The sequence below is a fragment of the Bacillus sp. DX3.1 genome, from assembly GCF_030292155.1.
Classification (GTDB): domain Bacteria; phylum Bacillota; class Bacilli; order Bacillales; family Bacillaceae_G; genus Bacillus_A.
This window is the reverse complement of the sequence record NZ_CP128153.1, coordinates 2,580,114-2,601,139: the sequence shown is the minus strand read 5'-3', so window position 1 is coordinate 2,601,139 and position 21,026 is coordinate 2,580,114. Positions and strand designations below refer to the sequence as shown.

Annotated in this window: 14 protein-coding genes and 1 other annotated feature; of the genes, 11 read left to right on the top strand and 3 right to left on the bottom strand. The window is 35.0% G+C overall.

The annotated features are described in order from the left end of the window. Positions 1-83: 83 nt before the first annotated feature. Positions 84-1,877: an ATP-binding protein gene (locus QRE67_RS12770; RefSeq protein WP_286120556.1), complete on the top strand. Its 1,794-nt coding sequence runs from the start codon at positions 84-86 to the stop codon at positions 1,875-1,877. 478 nt (positions 1,878-2,355) lie between these two features. Here QRE67_RS12770 and QRE67_RS12765 read toward each other — a convergent pair whose 3' ends face one another. Beyond that, entirely contained in the window at positions 2,356-3,036 is a 681-nt protein-coding gene (locus QRE67_RS12765; RefSeq protein WP_286120555.1) for an aspartate/glutamate racemase family protein, read from the bottom strand. A 167-nt stretch (positions 3,037-3,203) separates the two neighbouring features. Here QRE67_RS12765 and QRE67_RS12760 point away from each other — a divergent pair, with 167 nt between their 5' ends. The 4 genes from QRE67_RS12760 to QRE67_RS12745 all read left to right on the top strand — a co-directional run bounded on the left by QRE67_RS12760 (position 3,204) and on the right by QRE67_RS12745 (position 6,653). After that, on the top strand, positions 3,204-3,752 hold the full coding sequence (locus QRE67_RS12760; RefSeq protein WP_286120554.1) for an ECF-type riboflavin transporter substrate-binding protein: 549 nt from the start codon (positions 3,204-3,206) through the stop codon (positions 3,750-3,752). 10 nt (positions 3,753-3,762) lie between these two features. After that, positions 3,763-5,463: an energy-coupling factor transporter ATPase gene (locus QRE67_RS12755; protein ID WP_286120553.1), complete on the top strand. Its 1,701-nt coding sequence runs from the start codon at positions 3,763-3,765 to the stop codon at positions 5,461-5,463. Beyond that, positions 5,456-6,283, top strand: coding sequence for an energy-coupling factor transporter transmembrane component T family protein (locus tag QRE67_RS12750; RefSeq protein ID WP_286120552.1), 828 nt, complete (start codon positions 5,456-5,458; stop codon positions 6,281-6,283). The genes QRE67_RS12755 and QRE67_RS12750 overlap by 8 nt, the downstream gene beginning before the upstream one ends. Before the next feature lie 259 nt (positions 6,284-6,542). Next, complete coding sequence (locus tag QRE67_RS12745; protein WP_286120551.1) at positions 6,543-6,653, top strand: YjcZ family sporulation protein; 111 nt, start codon at positions 6,543-6,545, stop codon at positions 6,651-6,653. A gap of 113 nt (positions 6,654-6,766) precedes the next feature. On the opposite strand, the gene QRE67_RS12740 is transcribed toward QRE67_RS12745, so the two are convergent. Further along, positions 6,767-8,023: a sensor histidine kinase gene (locus tag QRE67_RS12740; RefSeq protein WP_286120550.1), complete on the bottom strand. Its 1,257-nt coding sequence runs from the start codon at positions 8,021-8,023 to the stop codon at positions 6,767-6,769. Between the two features lie 101 nt (positions 8,024-8,124). Continuing rightward, complete coding sequence (locus tag QRE67_RS12735; protein ID WP_286120549.1) at positions 8,125-9,012, bottom strand: inosine/xanthosine triphosphatase; 888 nt, start codon at positions 9,010-9,012, stop codon at positions 8,125-8,127. A gap of 142 nt (positions 9,013-9,154) precedes the next feature. Between QRE67_RS12735 and QRE67_RS12730 the strand changes: the two genes are divergently transcribed. The 6 genes from QRE67_RS12730 to QRE67_RS12705 all read left to right on the top strand — a co-directional run bounded on the left by QRE67_RS12730 (position 9,155) and on the right by QRE67_RS12705 (position 20,941). Further along, a complete protein-coding gene (locus QRE67_RS12730; protein ID WP_286120548.1) occupies positions 9,155-9,685 on the top strand; it encodes a GrpB family protein in 531 nt (176 codons plus the stop codon). An 87-nt stretch (positions 9,686-9,772) separates the two neighbouring features. Continuing rightward, positions 9,773-10,762 carry a zinc-binding dehydrogenase gene (locus tag QRE67_RS12725; protein WP_286120547.1) on the top strand — a complete coding sequence of 330 codons (990 nt, stop codon included), beginning with the start codon at positions 9,773-9,775 and terminating at the stop codon, positions 10,760-10,762. Positions 10,763-11,412: 650 nt separating this feature from the next. After that, positions 11,413-12,363, top strand: a complete 951-nt coding sequence (locus QRE67_RS12720; RefSeq protein WP_286125160.1) for a sigma-E factor regulatory protein RseB domain-containing protein — start codon at positions 11,413-11,415, stop codon at positions 12,361-12,363. A gap of 1,414 nt (positions 12,364-13,777) precedes the next feature. Next, on the top strand, positions 13,778-17,962 hold the full coding sequence (locus QRE67_RS12715; RefSeq protein WP_286125159.1) for a S8 family serine peptidase: 4,185 nt from the start codon (positions 13,778-13,780) through the stop codon (positions 17,960-17,962). Positions 17,963-18,365: 403 nt separating this feature from the next. Continuing rightward, positions 18,366-18,950 carry a DUF3238 domain-containing protein gene (locus QRE67_RS12710; protein WP_286125158.1) on the top strand — a complete coding sequence of 195 codons (585 nt, stop codon included), beginning with the start codon at positions 18,366-18,368 and terminating at the stop codon, positions 18,948-18,950. 386 nt (positions 18,951-19,336) lie between these two features. Next, positions 19,337-19,594: a binding site (T-box leader), on the top strand. 96 nt (positions 19,595-19,690) lie between these two features. Continuing rightward, complete coding sequence (locus QRE67_RS12705) at positions 19,691-20,941, top strand: MFS transporter (RefSeq protein WP_286125157.1); 1,251 nt, start codon at positions 19,691-19,693, stop codon at positions 20,939-20,941. The last annotated feature ends 85 nt before the right edge of the window (positions 20,942-21,026 follow it).

Here is a 21,026-nt window from a genome sequence, read left to right as displayed (position 1 = left end):
TATACCTATAAGGTCATAATACGTATAATGGAGAAGCATGATTTAAAATTAGTATTAATTTTACATATAGAGGTGGATAGAAAATGAATGCGCGGCTTATGGAAATTATTGATGTGAAAACAATAGCAACCATGGCAGAACAGTTTTATTTACTAACAAACATTTCACATCAACTTCTTGATCATAATAACGAATGTCTTTTTTCATTTGGAATGAATCAAGAAGATAATATACTACTTACAAAGATTGAAATTCCAATAGTATTAAAAGAGCAACATGTAGGGAAATTTGTTGCCTTTCCAATACAGAATAATGTGATTGCTTGTCAAACATACTTCGAAAAGCTTACCAATCTCATTGTTGATAGGGCAATGAATCAGCTTCAGCAGCAAAATCAAAATGTCGACATACTCTCTCAAAAAGAAAAACAACTTCATACGATATTAAAAAAGATGCCGATCATGGTGGACGCATTAGATAAAAATGGTGATTTTATTTTATGGAATCGTGAATGCGAGCTTGTAACTGGCTATACAGCAGAAGAGATTATTGGGAATCCACAGGCACTAGAACTGTTATATCCTGATGAAAAATATCGTAAACAAGTACAAAAGAAACTTTCTATTCGTGGGAAAAGCTTTCGGGATTGGGAAATGAACCTTACTTGTAAAAATGGAGAAATCAAAACGATTATGTGGTCGAATATCTCTGAACAATCTCCAGTTCGAGACTATAGTTATTGGGCAGTTGGTGTGGATATTACACATCGAAAAGGGATAGAGCAGCAATTAAAGCAACAATCCTCAGAACTAGAACTTATTTTTCAAGCACTCCCAGATTTATGTTTCTTAACAGATGGTGATGGAACAATTGTAGATTATAAAGCTGGTTCTTCAGATAAATTTTATGTACCCGTAGAATTATTTATGGGAAAAAAGTTTTATGAAGTGTTGCCTTCACAAGTAGCTGAGCAATTTATCGACGCTATTAAACAAGTACAGCAAAAGGAATCCATGGTTATAGTTGAATACTCGCTAACAATGAAGGGTAGTATTAGTTTCTTTGAAGCTAGATGTTTACCGCTGTTAAAAGATAAAGTGATGATTCTTGTCCAAGATATTACAGAGCGGAAAAAGACTGAGGAATTACTTAATAAATCAGATACACTTGCGGCGATTGGGCAATTAGCTGCTGGTGTAGCTCATGAAGTTCGAAATCCACTTACTGTAATTAAAGGATTTATTCAATTATTTCAAACAAACAAGAAAGATCATGGAGAATATTTTGATCTCATGCTTTCAGAAATTGAAAGAATTGAAACCATTCTTCATGAATTTTTATCAATCGCAAAGACGGATGTCATTCCAAATGAAAAGAAAAACATCTGTTCAATATTAAAAAATGTCGTTTCTTTAATAAATCCAAAGGCTATCATGGCAAATATCCAAATTGAATTGCAAATAGATTCACAGAATTTATTTATTGATTGCTATGAAAATCAATTAAAACAAGTATTTATTAATATTATGCAAAACTCGATTGAAGCGATGCCAGATGGTGGTAAGATCACTATTACAGTAAATAAGGATGATAGTAATGAGGTTATTATTTGTATTGCTGATGAAGGGATAGGAATTCCGCAAGAGAGAATCAAAAGGCTAGGTGAACCTTTTTACAGTACAAAGGAAAAAGGAACTGGAATCGGACTTATGCTTAGCTATAAAATTATTGAAAGTCATCAGGGAAGAATCTGTATTATGAGTGAAGTTGGAGTGGGTACGATGGTTACACTCTATTTTCCACTCTCTGAGCAGTCTGAAAGTAAGACACGAAAAAATGTTGTTTATGAAAAATTAACATATATAAATACGAATTAAAAAACCGACATAAAACCCTTCTTTTTAGGCAGGAAAAGGATCTGGCCATGCATAGAAGCGGTCAGATCCTTTTCCTGCCCCCATGCTAAGTGAAAACAAAGAGAGAAAACGAGTGCAGGTCACCTGTTGTTATCCATAGCCGTGGCTATATGTCGAAAAATCAAAATGGATTTATATAGTAACATAAGGAAAAACGATCTTCTATAAAATTAGAGGATCGTTTTTGTACATATAATTATAAAAAAATAATTGCCTAATACTATACGAAAAAATTAAGATAATGCTTGTAATAATTTTATTACGTATGGGATTACTCCGCCAATAAACTGTAAAACTTCAATTGTTATTTGCATATGAGTACTTCCTTTCTTGAAGTACTTAATATTGATGTAGAGGGTTTAAATGTATTACAAATGATTTTATATATATAAATTTGTGAATTTTTACATATGAAAAAATAACTCATAAACATGAGTTATTATCCAGCAAATTGCACTGCAGTTTTGGCATGTAAAAAAGCAGTATCGAATACAGGGATAGAAAGGTCCTTCTGTGAAATAAGTAACGGTATTTCTGTGCAGCCTAATAAAATTCCTTCCGCGCCATTTTCAATGAGCTTTGCAATGATTTGTAAGAATCGTTCTTTTGATCGCTGTGAAATTATACCTTTACTTAACTCATGAAGAATCACATGATGAATAAATTCCCGTTCATCAACTTGCGGTATAATTGTTTCAATTCCATAATTGGCTAGTCTAGTTTTATAAAAGTCTTGTTCCATCGTTTGTTTTGTCCCAAGAAGACCTATTCGTTTCACATCGTGCCCTACAATTTCCTCTGCACTCACATCGCCAATATGGAGAAGTGGAATAGATACAGCTTGTTGTACTTCTTCTGCAAATTGATGTACGGTATTTGAACACATGAGTATACAATCAGCACCGGAATTTTCTACTTTTTTTGCTACTGCAACAAGTTCGTTTTGAACTTCTTCATATTGATGATTTTGTAATAACGTGGTCACTTCTCCAAAATCCATGCTATATAGTACAAGTTTTGCATTATGATCATACTGGGACAGAGTCAGTGTATTGATATGTTTATAATAAAGAGAGGTTGATTCCCAGCTTAATCCACCAATTAGTCCAATTACTTTCATTTTCATTCCTCCCGATAACTGTTTTTGTTATTTAATTATTCCATAATTCAGATAAGAATACAATGATTTAGTTTCGCTTTATTGAGAAAGAAAGTGGGGACGTATAATTCATTTTTCTTTTGCATATAGGACTAATAGTAACCAAATAGGATGAGAGGAGAAATCGTATGAACAAATTATCTACAAAACTCGTTGTAGCAATCGGTATTGGCTCTGCAATTTATGGTGTATTAGGTCTTTGGGGATTTTCCATCGCTCCGAATACTTTTATTAAACCAGCGCTTGCAATACTTACCATTTTCGGGGCGATTTTTGGTCCATTCGCAGGATTATTGATCGGACTTATCGGTCATACAGTAACAGATACCATTGCTGGTTGGGGAATTTGGTGGGGATGGGTCCTAAGCTCTGGTATTATTGGATTTACTATGGGACTTGTTCATAAGCGAGCAAATTTCAGTGTGAAAAATGGGACATATCGAAATCGTGATGTTTCGTATTTTGCTGTAACAGGTGTAATAGGTATTGTCATTGCGATCATATTTGCAGGTTTCTTCGATATTGCCGTTATGGGAGAGCCTTTCGATAAAATTGTCATTCAAGTACTTGGTGCAACCATCGCAGATGTTCTTGTATTTTTACTTCTTGGTTTACCAATTACACTTGGATTAGCAAAAAATAATAAGAAACATACACAATTAAAGATTGAAAAGTAGGGGTATTACGATGAAACCCATAATTTCTTTTGAACAATTTACCTTTCGATATCAACACGTAACAGAACCTACTTTGCAGGATATTACGTTTCATATTTATCCAGGGGAAAAAGTACTGATTGCTGGACGAAGCGGATCTGGAAAATCGACATTGGCCCATTGTATCAATGGGCTTATCCCTTTTTCTTATGAAGGATCGAGTACAGGAACCCTTTCAATTTGTGGGAAAGATCCTCGGAAAGGTAGTATTTTTGAGCAAAGTAAACATGTAGGAACAATTTTACAAGATCAAGATTCACAATTTATTGGTTTAACAGTAGGAGAAGATGTTGCTTTTTCAATGGAAAATGATTGTGTAGAGCAGAAGAAAATGAAGGAAGTTGTTATGGATTCTTTACATAAAGTACAGATGCACTCCTTTCATTCACAAAGTCCTCACCAATTATCCGGAGGACAGAAACAAACTGTCTCACTGGCAGGGCTGTTAACGACAAATGCTGAAGTATTGTTATTTGATGAACCATTAGCTAATTTAGATCCTACAAGTAGCCTGAAAACAGTAGAACTTATTCAAGAGATACATCAACAATCGAATAAAACGATTGTCATCATTGAGCATCGAATAGAAGAGATATTAAAACTTGATCTAGATAAAATTATTTTAGTAGAGAATGGACGAATTGTTGCGATTGATTCACCAGCAAAGATATTACAGGCAGATATACTACAAAAAATAGGGCTAAGAGAACCTGTATATATAGAAGTACTTAAAAATTTGCAGTTTTCTTTTTCGAATGAGCCAGTTTATCCGATCGAAGCTATAGATTGTGAAAAATTAAATGAAATAGTAACGCAGTGGATGCGGAAGTGTTCTCCTTATAAAAAGCATACACAAAAAGAAATCGTATGTCAGGTAGAAAACCTTTCTTTTTCATATCCATATACAAATTGCGCTTTAAAAGATGTATCCCTATCTTTATATAAGGGGGAAATTCTCGCATTATTAGGACATAATGGTGCAGGGAAATCCACACTTGCTCAAATTCTGACCGGGATGCAAAAAGCACAGAATGGAAAAATTGTATTAGACGGTAAAAATATTACCTCATGGTCGATTCGTAAGCGTGGAGAAGCAATCTCATACGTCATGCAAAATCCGAATCATATGATTACACAGTCTACTGTTTGGGAGGAAACAGCCTTCTCATTACAACTTAAAAAGCTTCATCCAAATGAAATACAAAAACGTGTAGAAGATGCATTGCGTATTTGTGGATTATATCCATTTCGAAACTGGCCCGTACAAGCACTAAGCTATGGACAAAAAAAGAGACTGACAATTGCTGCGGTTTTAACTAATAATCCAAAGCTTGTGATCTTAGATGAACCAACTGCAGGACAAGATTATTTTCACTACAAACAGTTTATGTCTTGTATACAACAATTAGCAGCACAAGGAATTTCCTTTATTTTCATTACACATGATATGAATTTAGCTTTAGAATACGCCGATCGTGCCGTTGTACTTCACAATGGAGAAATACTTGCCGATGATAATGTCGCAGTCGTGCTCGCAAATCACTCTGTTTTACAGCAAGCAAACTTGCAAGAGAGCTCATTAACAACATTAGCCAGGTTAAGCAACATTCTTTTCCCGCAAGTATTTGTGCAAATGTATATGGAAGCGAAGAGGAGGGGGGACTATGAGTAAATTAGGTTTACTCTATATAGAAAATGATACATATTTTCATCGAATGGATGGCACGATGAAACTGCTATTATTTATGGTTTGGATGATTCTCACATTCTTATTTTTTGATTTTCGTATTTTACTATCTTTGTTTCTTATCGGTTGCATTGGCTTAGCTGTAGCTAAAACTCCCATTCGTAAAATAATAATTGTTTTTAGTGTCATCTTTACATTCAGTATGCTAAATTCTATTATGATTTTACTCATTACGCCAACGCATGGTTCTGAGTTAACTGGAACGAGTACACCTTTTTTCTATATTGGGTATGCAACAATTACATTCGAAACACTCTTTTATGCACTTACGCTATCATTAAAGTATTTTACATTATTGCCATTTACACTTATTTTCATTTATACAACACATCCAAGTCAGTTTGCTAGCAGCCTTCATAAAATTGGCTTACCGTATAAGATTGCCTATGCGATTAATATTGCACTTCGTTATATTCCAAATATACAAGCGGAATATACACTCATTAAGCATGCACAAGAGGCAAGGGGTGTTCCGTTTGAGAAAGGAGAAGCAAGGCTATTTCAACGTATTAAAAATAGGGTAACAATCTTTTGGCCACTTATCATTCATTCATTAGATCGAATTGATACCATTTCAAATGCAATGGATTTACGAGGATTCGGTAAAAAAGAAAAGCGAACGTGGTATTTTGCGACGAAGGCGAAGAAAAATGATTATATAGTACTTCTAACTGGTATCATTACTTTATTACTTGCAATCTATTTAAAACTAACGATATTTCAAGATTTTTGGTATCCTTTTTAAAATCGTAAAAAGTCTCGGTACATGCTCACTAGGATAAGAAAACGAGAAAAATGGTATCTTTTGTGTAACAAATCTACTTTTCCTTTTTTCTAAAAACCGAGTTTCTGTATCTACATGAACGATAGGTCACTCGTATGAGTATCCTTTTTATTTTCAAAAAGACGTGCTCACAAATTACATACAAACATAATGTATAATACGCAGCCGTTAAAAATATCTATTACCCATTAGTTTGAACTCCTAAAAAGGAGGAAAAAATATGAGTTTTGGTGGTTCACGTGGTTTTGGTGGAGGGTTCGCTCTACTAGTTGTATTATTTATCCTGTTAATCATTGTTGGATGCAGTTGTTGGGGTGGAGGCGGATACTAAAAGCCGCAGAAGCTTCTATTGCTTGTATTTCAACGCACTAAGTAATTACAAAAAACATAAAAGGCACCCATTTGGGTGCCTTTCATTTTCTCTTTTTTCTGAAAAAATTGATCTTAAGCTTGCTTATTACTTCGTTGAAATGTAACTGTTAAAGTTGTTCCTTTATTTACAACACTTTTTATATTCAATGTCCCATTCATCGTTTCAATGATTTTTACCGCAACCATAGTACCTAAGCCTGTTCCTTTTGATTTCGTACTAAAATATGGTTCGCCAAATCGATTTATTTGATCCCGGGTCATGCCAATGCCACTATCTTTAATCATAATGATGATTTTATTCTCACTGATAGATGAAGTGATACTCAGTGTTCCACCAGTTGGCATTGCTTCAATACTATTCTTTATTAGGTTTAAAAAACATTGATGAAAGTGTTGCGTATTCCCAGTGATACTGCCTGTTACTAAGTTTTCGGATATTGTTACCGAATTTATATTACATAATGGCATCATCATACTCATTACTCTTCGTAATTCTTGATCAATTACAATCGTATCGATTTTTTGTGATGCCGGTTTTGCAAATGTTAAATAATCATCAATGATTACCTGCGCACGGTTCAGCTCTTCAATAATGTGTTCAATATATAGCTCTTTTGACTCTTGTGATAAATCAGGTGTTTTAAGGAGCTGAGTAAACCCTTTCACTACAGTTAATGGATTTTTCACTTCATGTGAAATACTTGCAGCAAGTTGACTTACAATCTCCATTTTCTCCACTTTTACTAATTTAGATCTCATCATAATTGCGTCGTTTAAAATTTCAATAATATAGACGACAAATAACATCACAATAGGTGGGAGAAGAATAAAATCAATGAAATATGAGTTATTAATTTGAAAATCTGACAGAACGACAACAATAACAGTTGTCAGTAAGCCAAGAAAAAAAGTTAAAAGCATAGACATGCTAAGCTTTTTTCTTCTATTTAAATTTTTAAATTTAGAAGAAGAAAAAGCAGCGACGATAAGCATCGCCATATATACAATGCCTATTAAAAAGTTGACACCATAAAAAATAACCCGAAAAATTAACATGATACCCAATAAAATAATCCCAATTAGTGGACCACCATAAAGTGTTCCAATTAAAAATGGAATTTGTCGTAAATCATGAATACGTTCTGTATCAATATAAATAGGAAATTTCATACATAAAATAAGAGGGAGACTAGTACAAATAATCATTAGAATCTTTTTGTGTTTTTTGAAAAAATTTCCATTGTCGTATATAAAATAAAAGACAAATATACTACTTAAAATGTAAAGAAGATTGTTTAAAACGTTTTGATTGCTGTATACAAAATTCATCTAGCATGCCTCATTATCATAATTTTCAATACTACAAGTATTATACAAAAAAAACGAAATTTCTTCATCTATTAATTATCTTTTTATAATAATGAAGGTGATTACTTTGAAATCATCATGTTGCTGCGGGCAGATTCCCATGCTAAGTAAAATTCCGCAACCGATGTATAGCGTTGATTCCTATTTTTTTCTACAGCGTGAGAGGCTATTTCGTATAGTTCTTTCCCTGCATCCCATTTAGAGAACGATCGATCGAGTTCTCCGCCTAACAGTCCAAATGCAATTGCCCCCATGTTAAATACATTTGTTCGTTCGTCTATTACTGCGCCGAGTTCAAATTCTTCTGGGGACATAAATCTTGAGGAGCCCCAAAGTCTTCCCATTCTATTGATATATGTTTTTTTCTGATAGAAGTCTATATCACATATTTTTGTACGATTTGTATTAAAGTTATACAAGATGCTACCATCGTAAAAATCAACAGCGACATAATTTTTCTTTTCAATATAAACATGGAAAGAAAAAATTCGATCTAGCGAAGCGAGGCGATATTCAATTGGTAATTGTTTATATCGGAAAAATGGAGAATCTGGATGATTATATTTTGCTGGTGGTGGAAAAGTCCAATGAGGATGAAGGCATTCACCATCAAACCAATCAAAAATTGCAACATATCCATGTTCCACGTCAAAATGATCAATTAATTTTATTAAATTCTCATGTTTTAATTCCTCATAGAGAACAATCGCTTCTTGTAACCGCACAATTGCATCTTGCGGTTGTCCTGAATACTCCATCGTTTTTGCTCCAGCATATTTAACAAATTTTTTCTTTCCATCTTTTTCAATCCCGAAGCATATGTTTCCAGAATCTTGTTGGTTAAACACACAAAATACCTTACCAAGACGAATAAGCCATTCAAAATCTTGGTATTCTTTCAATTTGAAAGATACATCATCAATAGTAAGTGTGACTAGAAATTCGCTCATTATATACCTCCTATTTTATATAAATAAATTAAACGCTAATATATTCGTGATGACTATATAAAAATCCTGTCCAGTTAGTCATATAGATTATCTGTTAATGGTAAAATAGATATACATTTTTCAACGATAAAAGGAGAGACACATGGATAAACAAATAATTATTGAACCATATAATCCAAATTGGCATACGGAATTCATTAAAGAGAAAGAGAAATTCATAGCATTATTCAATAATGATATCGTAGCGATTGAACATATCGGCAGTACATCAGTCGAAGGATTAGGAGCAAAACCACTTATCGACATGATGATTGGTGTAAATGACTTAAAGCAAGTTGAACAATGGATTGAACTGTTACAAACGATAGGTTATGAGCATGTATTTCACAAAAATATACCAAATCGACGCTTTTTTAGAAAAGGGAAATGGAGAGCAGGTACGCATCATTTACATGTTTATATTTATAATAGTGAAGAGTGGAATAACAACTTATTATTTCGCGATTATATGAAAACAAATGAATGGGCACGGATGAAATATAGGCAATTAAAACAGGTGCTTGCTGCGAAGTATCCATTTGATCGAGTGGCGTATACAAATGAAAAGGCACCTTTTATTCAACAAATTATTGCAATAGCAAAGGAAAATCAGCAAGTGAAAAAAAGGGAATAATTGAAATAGTTTTATATGTACCAAAATCAGATTATTTCATAAAGTTCGATATTTCTAGTATATTAGAAATTATAAGGAGGGAATGTTATGAAAGCTATCGTACATAAAGGGAAAAGAGGTATAGAAGGACTTAGATATGAAGATGTATCAGACAAAAGTCCGGGTTACAGCGAAGTAAAGGTGAAATTAAAGGCCGCAGGATTAAACCATCGTGACTTGTTTATTATAAATAATAGAAATGAAGAAGATCCAGTATTAATTCTCGGATCCGATGGTGCTGGTATAATTGAAGAAATAGGTGAAGGTGTTACAAGCGTTACAGTAAATACAGAGGTTATTATTAATCCAAGTATAGACTGGGAGTTTGCAAATAATCTTCCAACGGTTCCTGAAGTTTTAGGTGGTCCTTCAGACGGTACCTTCTCTAATTATGTGATTATTTCAGCTGAAAATGTAGTAAAAAAGCCTTCTAATCTTTCATGGGAAGAAGCAGGGGTACTATCACTATCAGCATTAACTGCTTATAGAGCCCTTTTTACGAAAGGCCAGTTAAAGGCAAATGAGCACGTTTTAATACCTGGAATCGGCGGTGGTGTCGCAACTTATGCAATGCTATTTGCGAAAGCAATTGGTGCGAAAGTAAGTGTCACATCAAGAATGGAAGAAAAAAGAAATACAGCAGAAAAATATGGCGCGGATTATGCGTTTGATAGTCATGGCAATTGGGAAGAGAGCATGAAAGGAGAAAAGGTGGACCTCGTACTCGATAGTATCGGTCCTGCAACTTTCTTGAAATATTTTGATATATTAAATCCCAATGGCCGAATTGTAAATTTTGGAGCGAGTTCAGGAGATACAATCGAAATTCCTTTGCGTGCTCTTTTTTACCCGCAAATCAGCATTATGGGAACATCTATGGGGAGTCGGGAAGAATTTAATAGTATGATTCAATTTATAGAGCATCACTCAATTAAGCCGATTATTGATCAAGTGTATCCCTTATCAGAAACAGTTCAGGCATTTAAAAGAATGAATCAAGGTGAACAATTTGGAAATATAGCTTTATGTATTGAGTAGAAAAATTATGTTTGAAACATTCGGCTTATATAAATACAAATTAAAAAACGGACATAAACCCCTTCTTTTTAGGTGGGAGAGAGGATCCGGCCATGCATAGAAGCGGTCAGATCCTTTTCCTGCCCCATGCGAAGTGAAAATAAAGAGAGAAAACGAGTGCAGGTCACTGGATATATATAGTTCTAAGTTACATAAACAATAGATTCATATCTATTGAAAAATTTATATTGCAACCTTTGTTTGAATTTCACGCACCGAATTTGTTTTAAGATTTTAAAAACATACATAATAATATAATTAGAATGAGTTGCATGCAAAATTATTATTTATAAAGTTACATAGAAAAGCGAAAAAAGCCGATTTCCTTTGTATACAGGAAATCGGCTTTTTGTCGTAATTCACTTAACTCCTTTTTTTCTTATCTAAGAATAAAATTCCAAAAGGAATCATATCGTTGGTCTGCACTCGGAGTTATTGCTGTTGTTGCTGTTTCATCGCTATCCTTACTAAATGCGCATGCAGATGGATCAAATGAACAGCAGAAAGCACAATCTATAGAAAAGTCAACACCAAAAGAGGAAACGGTATATATACCTCCTAAACAAGAAGAAAATTTTAAGGATATGACCAAAGAAGAGATACTTACGAAAATGATTAATACTGTTGATCATTTCGAAACTGCCAAAGGGGAATTCAAGAGTCATTATGCTAATATTCCAGGAGACACTTTAATTAATTATGAACTAAGTTTAAATAATAAAGCTGGTGGTTATAGTAAAATCACTAATATGGGAAATGCAACAGAAAAGGTAACATATCATTATTATCATGATGGTATTATGTGGGATATTCATGAAGAGACAGGCACATATATTGAAGTGAAATATCTACAAGAAACACATTCTAAGACTTTAAAGATTGAGGACGCATTTTCAGTAGATAGTGAGGGAATTAACGTAACAAAGTATCGGGAGAGACCTGTTATTGGAGAAGCACAAAGTTCACTATTTCCTTATGAAATTGCCTCTAACTATACAAGGGACTTAAATTCATGGGAAATAGAAAAACAAAATGAAAAGGTTTTAGAACATAATACTCTTGTTATTAAAGGAAAGATAAACAGACACAACTTTCAATCATTTCGTTTTTGGGCCGATAAAGATACAGGAATATTGGTAAAGTATGAAACCTATAATTCTGCTGGAAATGTAGTTGATTATTTATATCCTACAAAACTTGAGATTAATGTTCCTATTGATAGTAAAAAATTTATACCAAATTTAGAGGGATATAAAAAAGAAGATATGTTAAAAATGGATGAGCCTAGAATGACCACTGGAAATATTGATAAACGAATTCCTGAAGAATTAAAAGTACAATGGGAGGAAGCTAAAAAGAAACCAAACGAAACCACCATTTTACATCAAAATGATAAATGGTACATCTATGCAAAAAAGGGATACCTGGTAGATAGAATAGAAGCTAATGGTAAGGAAGGTACATTATTTTTAGCGAAAGCTTCTCCTCAAAAATCACAATCCACTTTTCATGCATTAGCAGAGGGATATAAAATAGAAAATCTTAAGATTACATATGAATAAAGTTGAGGAAAACGCGATACCAATTATTGGTATCGCGTTATTGTATTATTCAAACTCAAGGAGAATGGAGATATATTAGTACCTGTTCAAGGTGTTTTTCCAATTATGGGAAGTGCTATATCAACATCAAGATAAGATTTCCTGATGTCCCTAAAACAAGAATTTTGTACATTTTTACTCTGGAGATGAAAATTTTACTGTTTTTTTTTTTGGGTCTTTTCACTAGCTTGATGGATGTGGGATCCCGCCAGTAAATCGAAAAAATGTTAGCGGTACCCCTATCAATTCTTTAAATGATTTACAATGATTTTTCACGATAATCATCCTCCTTATTTTTTGTGTAATCTGCGATGTAGAATAAAAAACGCAAGACCTTCTCTCCTTAAAATCTCTAGTTTTTAGCTTTGTTGCTACACAGATCCTTTATTCTGCACTGAAAAATAGCTCTATTGGTATTTGTTATACATAATTACCTAAAAATTACAATTGGGATATTTCTATTACAAAAAAGCGTAGAATTTTCCCAACATAAATTGTACTGCAAACGGTTGACTTCAGTTGGAATTTTCTGAATAATAGTAATTGTTTCGACAGTGAATTCCGAAGAAGGGAGGATTAAAAAAGAAACACTAGAAAAAACGAGTAATAAGTAGGAATATTTGTTATATTGGCTTTATTTGTTTCGTTTGGAAAATCATTACCAATAATAGCTACATTTGCTGTGAATTAACAAACATGTCAACTGCACTATTTCATGCTAAAAGATTAAATGAGTAAAATATTGTAAAATTTTATCTTTCATCACAAGTAGAAGATCAAGTTACGAGGTTAGTAGGCGAGCAAGTCAAAATTGTCAGTGCGCAAACGGATTGTACAACAAATACATACGATGACGTGATACGTATGCCTAAATTAAGTTTTCTATATCTTTAGCACTCTTAGGATTCACGGGATTTAAAGTACAAACAAAAAGAGTTTGTAACTTCTATGGCCCTACGTCCATTTTAGTTTATGTAAGCGATTTCAAATTGAATATCATGATTTGGTGGTATGTAAATCCAAATTAATCTTTCAACATTTGCACAACACCTAGTCTTTTGAGAACTCTCTCCTAAAATAGAAAAACGCTCTTCGAGAACGGATTGAAACACACGTCCCAATACGATTTCGGACTAATACCTTCGTACGGTCAATCAGTATTCAGTATCCGTCTGATTTCTTGTTCTTCCTCTTGAGACAGATAGAGAGAACGTCCCGGTGCTTTTCTGTATGCCAATAAGCGTTCCGTACCGCTGGCGTTATCTGCATGGATATAGGTGGAAACAGACTGACAGTAAACGTGTTGAAGACTCTAGTTGGATTTATAGATATTTATAAAAATATTAAAATAAAATAATAGGTAGGTGGATATTGAGTGAACAACATTAAAAAACAATTTGCAGTAATCGGTCTTTCTAGCGCTCTCGTTTTATCACAATTCTCTGGACTCTTACCAAATTCTTCTTTTTCAAAAGTTGCACATGCAGAAGAGAACAAAGAAGCAGGGGAAATACTAGCTAACCTTACTCAAGAGCAGCGTGACGCTCTTACGAAACTACAAACATTAAATGAAACTGGTCTGCAACTAGCACCAGAGGTAAATGTGGAGAGTACAGACGAAATTTCTGTTATTGTTGAATTTAAACAAAAACCACATCAAGTAGCTGTATTAGAGGCAGCTGCAGAGGGGAAAAAATTGTCTGTGGCGGAAGCTAAAAAACAAGTAGCTGCCTCCCATGATACCTTTAAAAAAGATTTAAAAACGATTTTTACGTCAAAAGGGGAGAAAAAAGCACCTTCTTACCAAGTGAAACACTCTTATAAAAACGCTTTCAATGGGGTGTCTATGAAACTGCCGGCAAACCAAGTTCAATCGCTCTTACAATCGAAGGAAGTCAAGGCCGTGTACAGTGATGTGCAGGTACAAGCTGAACCGCCTGTAAAAGAGGAAGAACCTGCAGTCGGCACCCTTAGTAAAGGAATGGCAGATGAGATCTCCTACCTACAAGTGGACAAGCTTCATCAAGAGGGGTACACAGGAAAAGGCATTAAAGTAGGAGTGATAGACACAGGTATTGACTATAACCATCCAGATTTAAAAGCCGCTTTTAAAGGTGGACATGATTTTGTCGATAATGATACAGATCCGATGGAAACTACGTTTGAGGATTGGGAAAAATCAAGTCAACCAGAAGTCTCAGGCTCGTCGACCTATTACACTACGCACGGAACACATGTCTCAGGTACGATTGCTGGACAAGGAACCAATGCTAGTGAGCACGCAACCACTGGAGTCGCTCCAGACGCTGAACTGTATGCGTACCGTGTTCTAGGACCTTATGGATCGGGATTCACTTCAGGGGTCATTGCCGGAATTGATAAAGCGGTCGAAGATGGTATGGACGTTATCAATCTGTCGCTCGGCGCAGCCCGAAATGACCCGATGTATCCCACAAGTATGGCCGTGAATAACGCCGTTTTAAGCGGAGTCACAGCAGCAGTATCTGCAGGAAACACAGGAGATAAAATGTACACGTTAGGATCTCCGGGTGCAGCAGCATTAGCAATTACCGTAGGAGCAAGCGATGTTCCGATTAAACTTGTAAACTATAAAGGCTCACTTGCAGCGGGACAAGACAAAGTATCTGCAGACCTACGTCTATTGGCACTCGGATATGGAGATGACATTACCAAGCTAAAAGACCAGACGCTTCCAATTGTCTATGCTGGTATGGGCACTGAGGCTGATTTTACGGGGAAAGATGTAAAAGGGAAGATTGCTTTAGTGAGTCGCGGGAATAACATGGCATTGGCTGATAAAATTAAGTTTGCCAAGAAAAATGGTGCAGCTGCGGTACTTTTATTCAATGACAAGGCAGAAGAAGGGCATATTCCCGCTTATTTAGCAGAAGGAATAGATTATATTCCGACATTCTCCTTATCCAATGCAGAAGGGTTAGCCTTGAAAGAAAAGGTAGAAGCGGGGCACACAAACTTCACATTTGGAGAAATGACAGAATCGAAAACAGAAGGAGATCTATTGGCAGGTTTTAGCTCCCGCGGACCATCACGTATCAATTCTGACGTCAAGCCAGAAGTAACAGCACCAGGCGTAGCAGTCTTCTCTACTGTTGCTTCAGATGTGGTCAATCGTGATAAAGAAGACAATTATCAATATGCGTATCAGCGCATGTCTGGAACATCGATGGCATCTCCACATATTGCCGGTATCGCTGCACTCTTACTGCAAGCAAATCCTAAATTACAGCCAGAAGATGTGAAGACTATTTTAATGAATACAGCAGATCCACTCAGCAAACCTTACAGCGTATTTGAAGTCGGTGCAGGACGCGTCGATCCATATGAAGCGATCCATTCTGATGTGGAGATTAAAGTGAATGACAAGAAACCAATGATTGAAAACGGCAAGGAAAAACTTATCAAAGAGCAAACAGGTGGCATCAGCTTTGGCACACATTCTTCTACAGGCGAGGACATTAAAGACATACGCTCCTTGATGCTCAGCAACAAAGGAAAAACAACAAAAACATTTGATGTAAAAGTGGAATTCCAAACAGATGCAAGGGGATCAAAGGACGCAAAGAAAAACGGTGTGAAGGCGATGACAAGTCATTCGATTACACTCGAAGGCGGCAGTGAAAAAAAGACTAACTTTGGGATCCTCATTCCAAAAACAGCAGAAAAGGGAATCTATGAAGGATATGTGGTGTATACAAACAAAGACAATCCATCTGAAACGTATCAAGTCCCATTTGGTATCAATTATGTAGAAGACGGATTTGAAAAGTTCACAGTGCTAACAAAGGCACTAACAACGACATCTCAGTCGGCACCAAACCCATTTTCGACTTACGGTCTCTATACGTCTTTAAAGTTGAAGTCGAATGTAAAGAGGGTTGATTTCATGCTTGTAGATGCCAAAACAAACAAATTTGTTGGGTCTCTCGGCTTTAATTCAAACTTGAATGGAAATCAAGATTATACTCTTCTTGGATATGGGATGTATACACCGTTTATTGGAGATCCAGACAAACCATTTTCTACTGATCCAGAATATTTAAACTCTTCTTTTTCTGATAATTCAGAGTTTATACCGCATGGAAATTATAAGGTAAGAGCCATTATGACGACTGAGCAAGGAAAAACCATTGCATCAGAAGATGAATATCTGTTTATAGATAATACGGCACCAGAATTTAAGCTTTCCCTTCCACACGGAGTGTACGAGTATGAAGCAGGTCAAAAAACGGTTCCCGTTTCAGGGTCTATTTACGACGAGAGTATTAATGATATGAAGGCTGCCGGTTTCAATATTTCTCAAGCTGCAAATACAGTTGTGTATTATTACAACAAACCTAAGCCAGGTCCAACAGATAGTGTTTATAATCCACAATGGAAACCGAACGGGAACATCTCTCTTAATCCAGATGGAACATTTGCAAGTGAAATACCAATGGATGAATCCATCTCAATTCTTCCTGTTCGTTTCTATGGTCATAGTGTATCAACAGCAGGAAATTACCCAAAAATGCCGACAACTTATTTTGTAAAAAAGGGTACACAATATGTAGCTGCTACACCAAATAAGCAAGAACCAAAATTAGGTGAATCGGTTACCTACACATTAACAATGAACAATGCTAATAAACTGAAAGAACAAACGTTTACATTCGATTATCTAGGTGATTACTTTGACATTGAAAGTGTAACTGTCCATCAAGAGCTTCAGAAAAAAGAAAATGTAGAATTGAAACATGAAGAATTACCAGGAAGCGAAACGCTGAAAAAGCATAATATTCATCTATCTGTAAAGGATGCTGACCAAGGTATTGATGGGACTATTCCAGCAGTAGATGTAACACTGAAAGTGAAGGATAACCGATATTATGACGGTGAACTAGACCTGAAAAACCTAACATCATCGTATATCAATACTGAACATGAGACAATCTCTGTTCCGAGTCTATCTGTTGAGTCATATGTGATTCCAACATTTTCGGAAGTACTAGTGGGAACTCAGGCTGAAGGACTTTCTGCAACAACAGATTATACGAAAGCAGGTGCAACTGCAACTGTTACGGATAAGAACAACAAACAATATAAAGGAACAGTCGCAAATAATTCAGGTTATCTATATGCAACTATTTCTAAGTTGCCGGTAACTTCTGAAGAGCTTATGTATCACCTTCACGTACCTGGTCACTTTGAAACCAACAGACCATTTACTGTTTTTAAACAAGATGGAGAAACCATTCGTGGAGAGCGTGATACAAAGATTAGTGCAACGTTGGTAGCCGGTGATGTTAACGGAGACCAAGTCATCGATATTATGGATGCAGTATTCATGGAGGAAAACTGGAAAACAAATAAACGCAGCGCGGACATCAATTTTGATGGTACAGTTGATATGAAAGACTTTGCGTTTATAGAAAAGAATTTCTTAGCGGTGAATAAAACTGCAACGAATCCTCCACAACCGCAAGAGAAATATCAAGGGAAGACATTAGAAAGTATTAAAAAAGAATTAGAAGGTAAGTAATAATAGAAAGAGTAGCTCCATCACTTTGAATCATAACCCGAATAACAGGCGCTAAAAAAAGTGCTGTTGTTCGGGTTCATTCGTTCTTTATGAATAAAAAAAGCACTTGTAAAATCAACGTTTTTCTTTAATACGCTTGATTTGCAAGTGCTTTTTTGCTTAGTGTGCACAGTGGGGAAATATTCATTCTCCTATTTGCTTAGGAGGTCTTATTACTCTATATCTCCAATGGGATGGGAACACATCAAGTTCTTAGGGGAATACAGATTTACCAGACCTACTACAACATTAGAATTGCTTCGTCCTTTACAAACTAATATATAATGAGAGAGCCGTTTTTTCTTAGATATGTAAAAAATAGGATTCATCTAAACGAAAATTAATAAAATATGGAGGTTTCTATATGGTTAACGTTGTTAAAATTAGAGCGAGCGTATTTATTCCAATGTCTTGGACTGAACCTAGGAAGGATCTTCAAAGCGGAAAAATAGTCCAATTCGAAGGTGACTCACGTGAATTCACGCCATATGCAGTAAATACGATGCGTTCCCGAGTTGAACAAGAAACAGTTGTAGATTTTTATAAAAAAGAAATTTTCTCATATGCGAATACTGGTATAACAACAGAAAGAGTTACAAATCCAGAGGGGTCTGTTAATCAAAGAACAGGAAAGGCTAGTGCAAAAGGTATTTTGTGCACTAATATTGTATGGGGTTCTGATGATGTTAAATTTGAAATGCATGCAAGTGCTAGTAACCCTTTAGATTTATATGCACCTTCCGTTGACTACCTATTAATTGTACATGCTAATAAAGATGGTATTATAAATATTAAAGGAGCACATGATGGATTCCCTTGTTTTGAATTTTATAAGCAGATAGATTTTGGTCCATTTGAACAAATTTATACACATGATTTCAGAGAAACTGGTGATACACCTGAGGCACTAGCTGGAGAAATGGAATATAATTTTAAAAAGATACTGTAAATTAGGGTATTGTTAGATCGACAGCAAGCTAAAGAAAATAGACACCTCAAAACGATAAAAATACGTTATTCTTTCTGTAGAATCATAGGAAAGGATGGCGTTTTTTGTAGAGGTAATGACAGCAACCCTGTCACGACCCCATATATAAAAGTACGAACCTCGTTATAATTTCACACACCGTATTTAATTGAAAGTTTTGAAATATAAAATAATCATTTGCAGAAAAAGGAGTCCCTGATAATATATATAAAATTACATGCGATTTGTTTGTCATATCTCCCGAAAAGCAAAAATTAATCAAAATCAAGAAAATAAAATCTGGTTTTTCTATAAATTCAATTAATCATATTTACATCCATGGAAATTTATAGTAATATAGTTGAAAATTACATGCGATGAAGAGAAGAGTAGATAAAATAAATTCTTTACAGAGAACTCCAGTAGCTGAAAAGGAGCAAGAATTCTTTATTGAACCAAGCCTCTGAGCATCACATCGGAACCTTCGAACAGGGGGTGGTGTGACGGGAGCTCCCGTTATAGAGCTAGGGTATAAGCATTCATTGTAATGCCGTACCTGATAAGGTTAATATGGTGACATATTAACAAACTAGGGTGGCACCGCGATGATAAATCTCGTCCCTAAGACTTTCAGTCTTGGGGGTGGGATTTTTTTGTTGTACAAAAAGAGAATGTAAATAAATACGCCTAAGAATTTCGAGAATATGAAAGGGGAAAATCAAATGAACGTAAAAAAAAGATTAGAATCTTGGAAATATCCAGCTCTTCTATTGTTCGGAATTGGTGTTGCAAATCTTGGTGCTTGGATTTACTTAATTGCTCTTAATGTAATGGTATATAACATGGGTGGATCACCTTTAGCAGTAGCCGCTCTGTATGTAATTAAACCGCTGGCTACTTTGTTTACAAATATTTGGGCAGGGAGTATGATAGACCGTTTGAATAAACGGAATCTAATGGTTAATCTCGATATGTGCCGGGCAATATTAATTGCTGTTTTACCATTTCTACCTTCTATTTGGTTAATCTACACGCTTGTTTTTTTCATTAGTATGGCTAGCTCTATGTATGAACCGACATCTATGACGTATATGACAAAATTAATTCCATCTGAACAAAGACAACGCTTTAACTCACTTCGTAGTTTAATTGGCTCAGGTACTTTCTTGATTGGTCCAGCTATAGCAGGAATACTATTAATAATAGGAACACCAAATTTTGCGATAAATATGAACGCTATTGCCTTGTTTTTATCAGGAATCGTAACAATGGTAATGCCTAACCTTGAAAAACAAGGCTTTGCGGATACAACGAATAATCATTTGTCTCTTGAACTATTGAAAAAAGATTGGAGTATTGTTATTAACTTTAATCGTCGGTATGTATATGTCACGTTAATTTACTTTCTATTTAGTGGAATGATGGTATTAGCAACAGCTATGGACTCCCTTGAATTATCTTTTTCTAAAGAAGTACTTTCTTTATCAGATAGTAAATATGGATTTCTCGTTAGCATAGCTGGAGCTGGTATTGTTGTTGGAGCTCTTGTTAATACGATATTCACGAAAAAATTAGCGACTTCTTTTTTAATTGGAATCGGATCTGTATCTATATCAATCGGGTATTTGATATATGCCTTTTCCAATACCTTTCACATGGCAGCCATCGGTTTCTTTATCCTATCTTTTTCTCTTGCCTTTGCAAATACGGGGTTTTATACCTTTTACCAAAACAATATTCCTGTTGATGTGATGGGAAGAGTAGGGAGCGTATATAAATTATTCGAGGCTATTTTAACCATTATAGCAACGATTATTTTTGGAGTGGCAGCACAAATGATCTCGATTCAAATTGTTGTCATTGTAGGGGCATTGGCAATGATGCTAATAACCATTGTGTTATGTGCATTCAATTTACTACCATCGAAGGCGAAGTTTTATTCAACCGTAATAGTAGATTCACAAGAAATATAAAATTTTTAAATGTACGGATAAAGTCAAGAACAGTAAAAAAATAAAGGTGTTTGCATTTCAATATAGAAATTCATAAACTATGTAA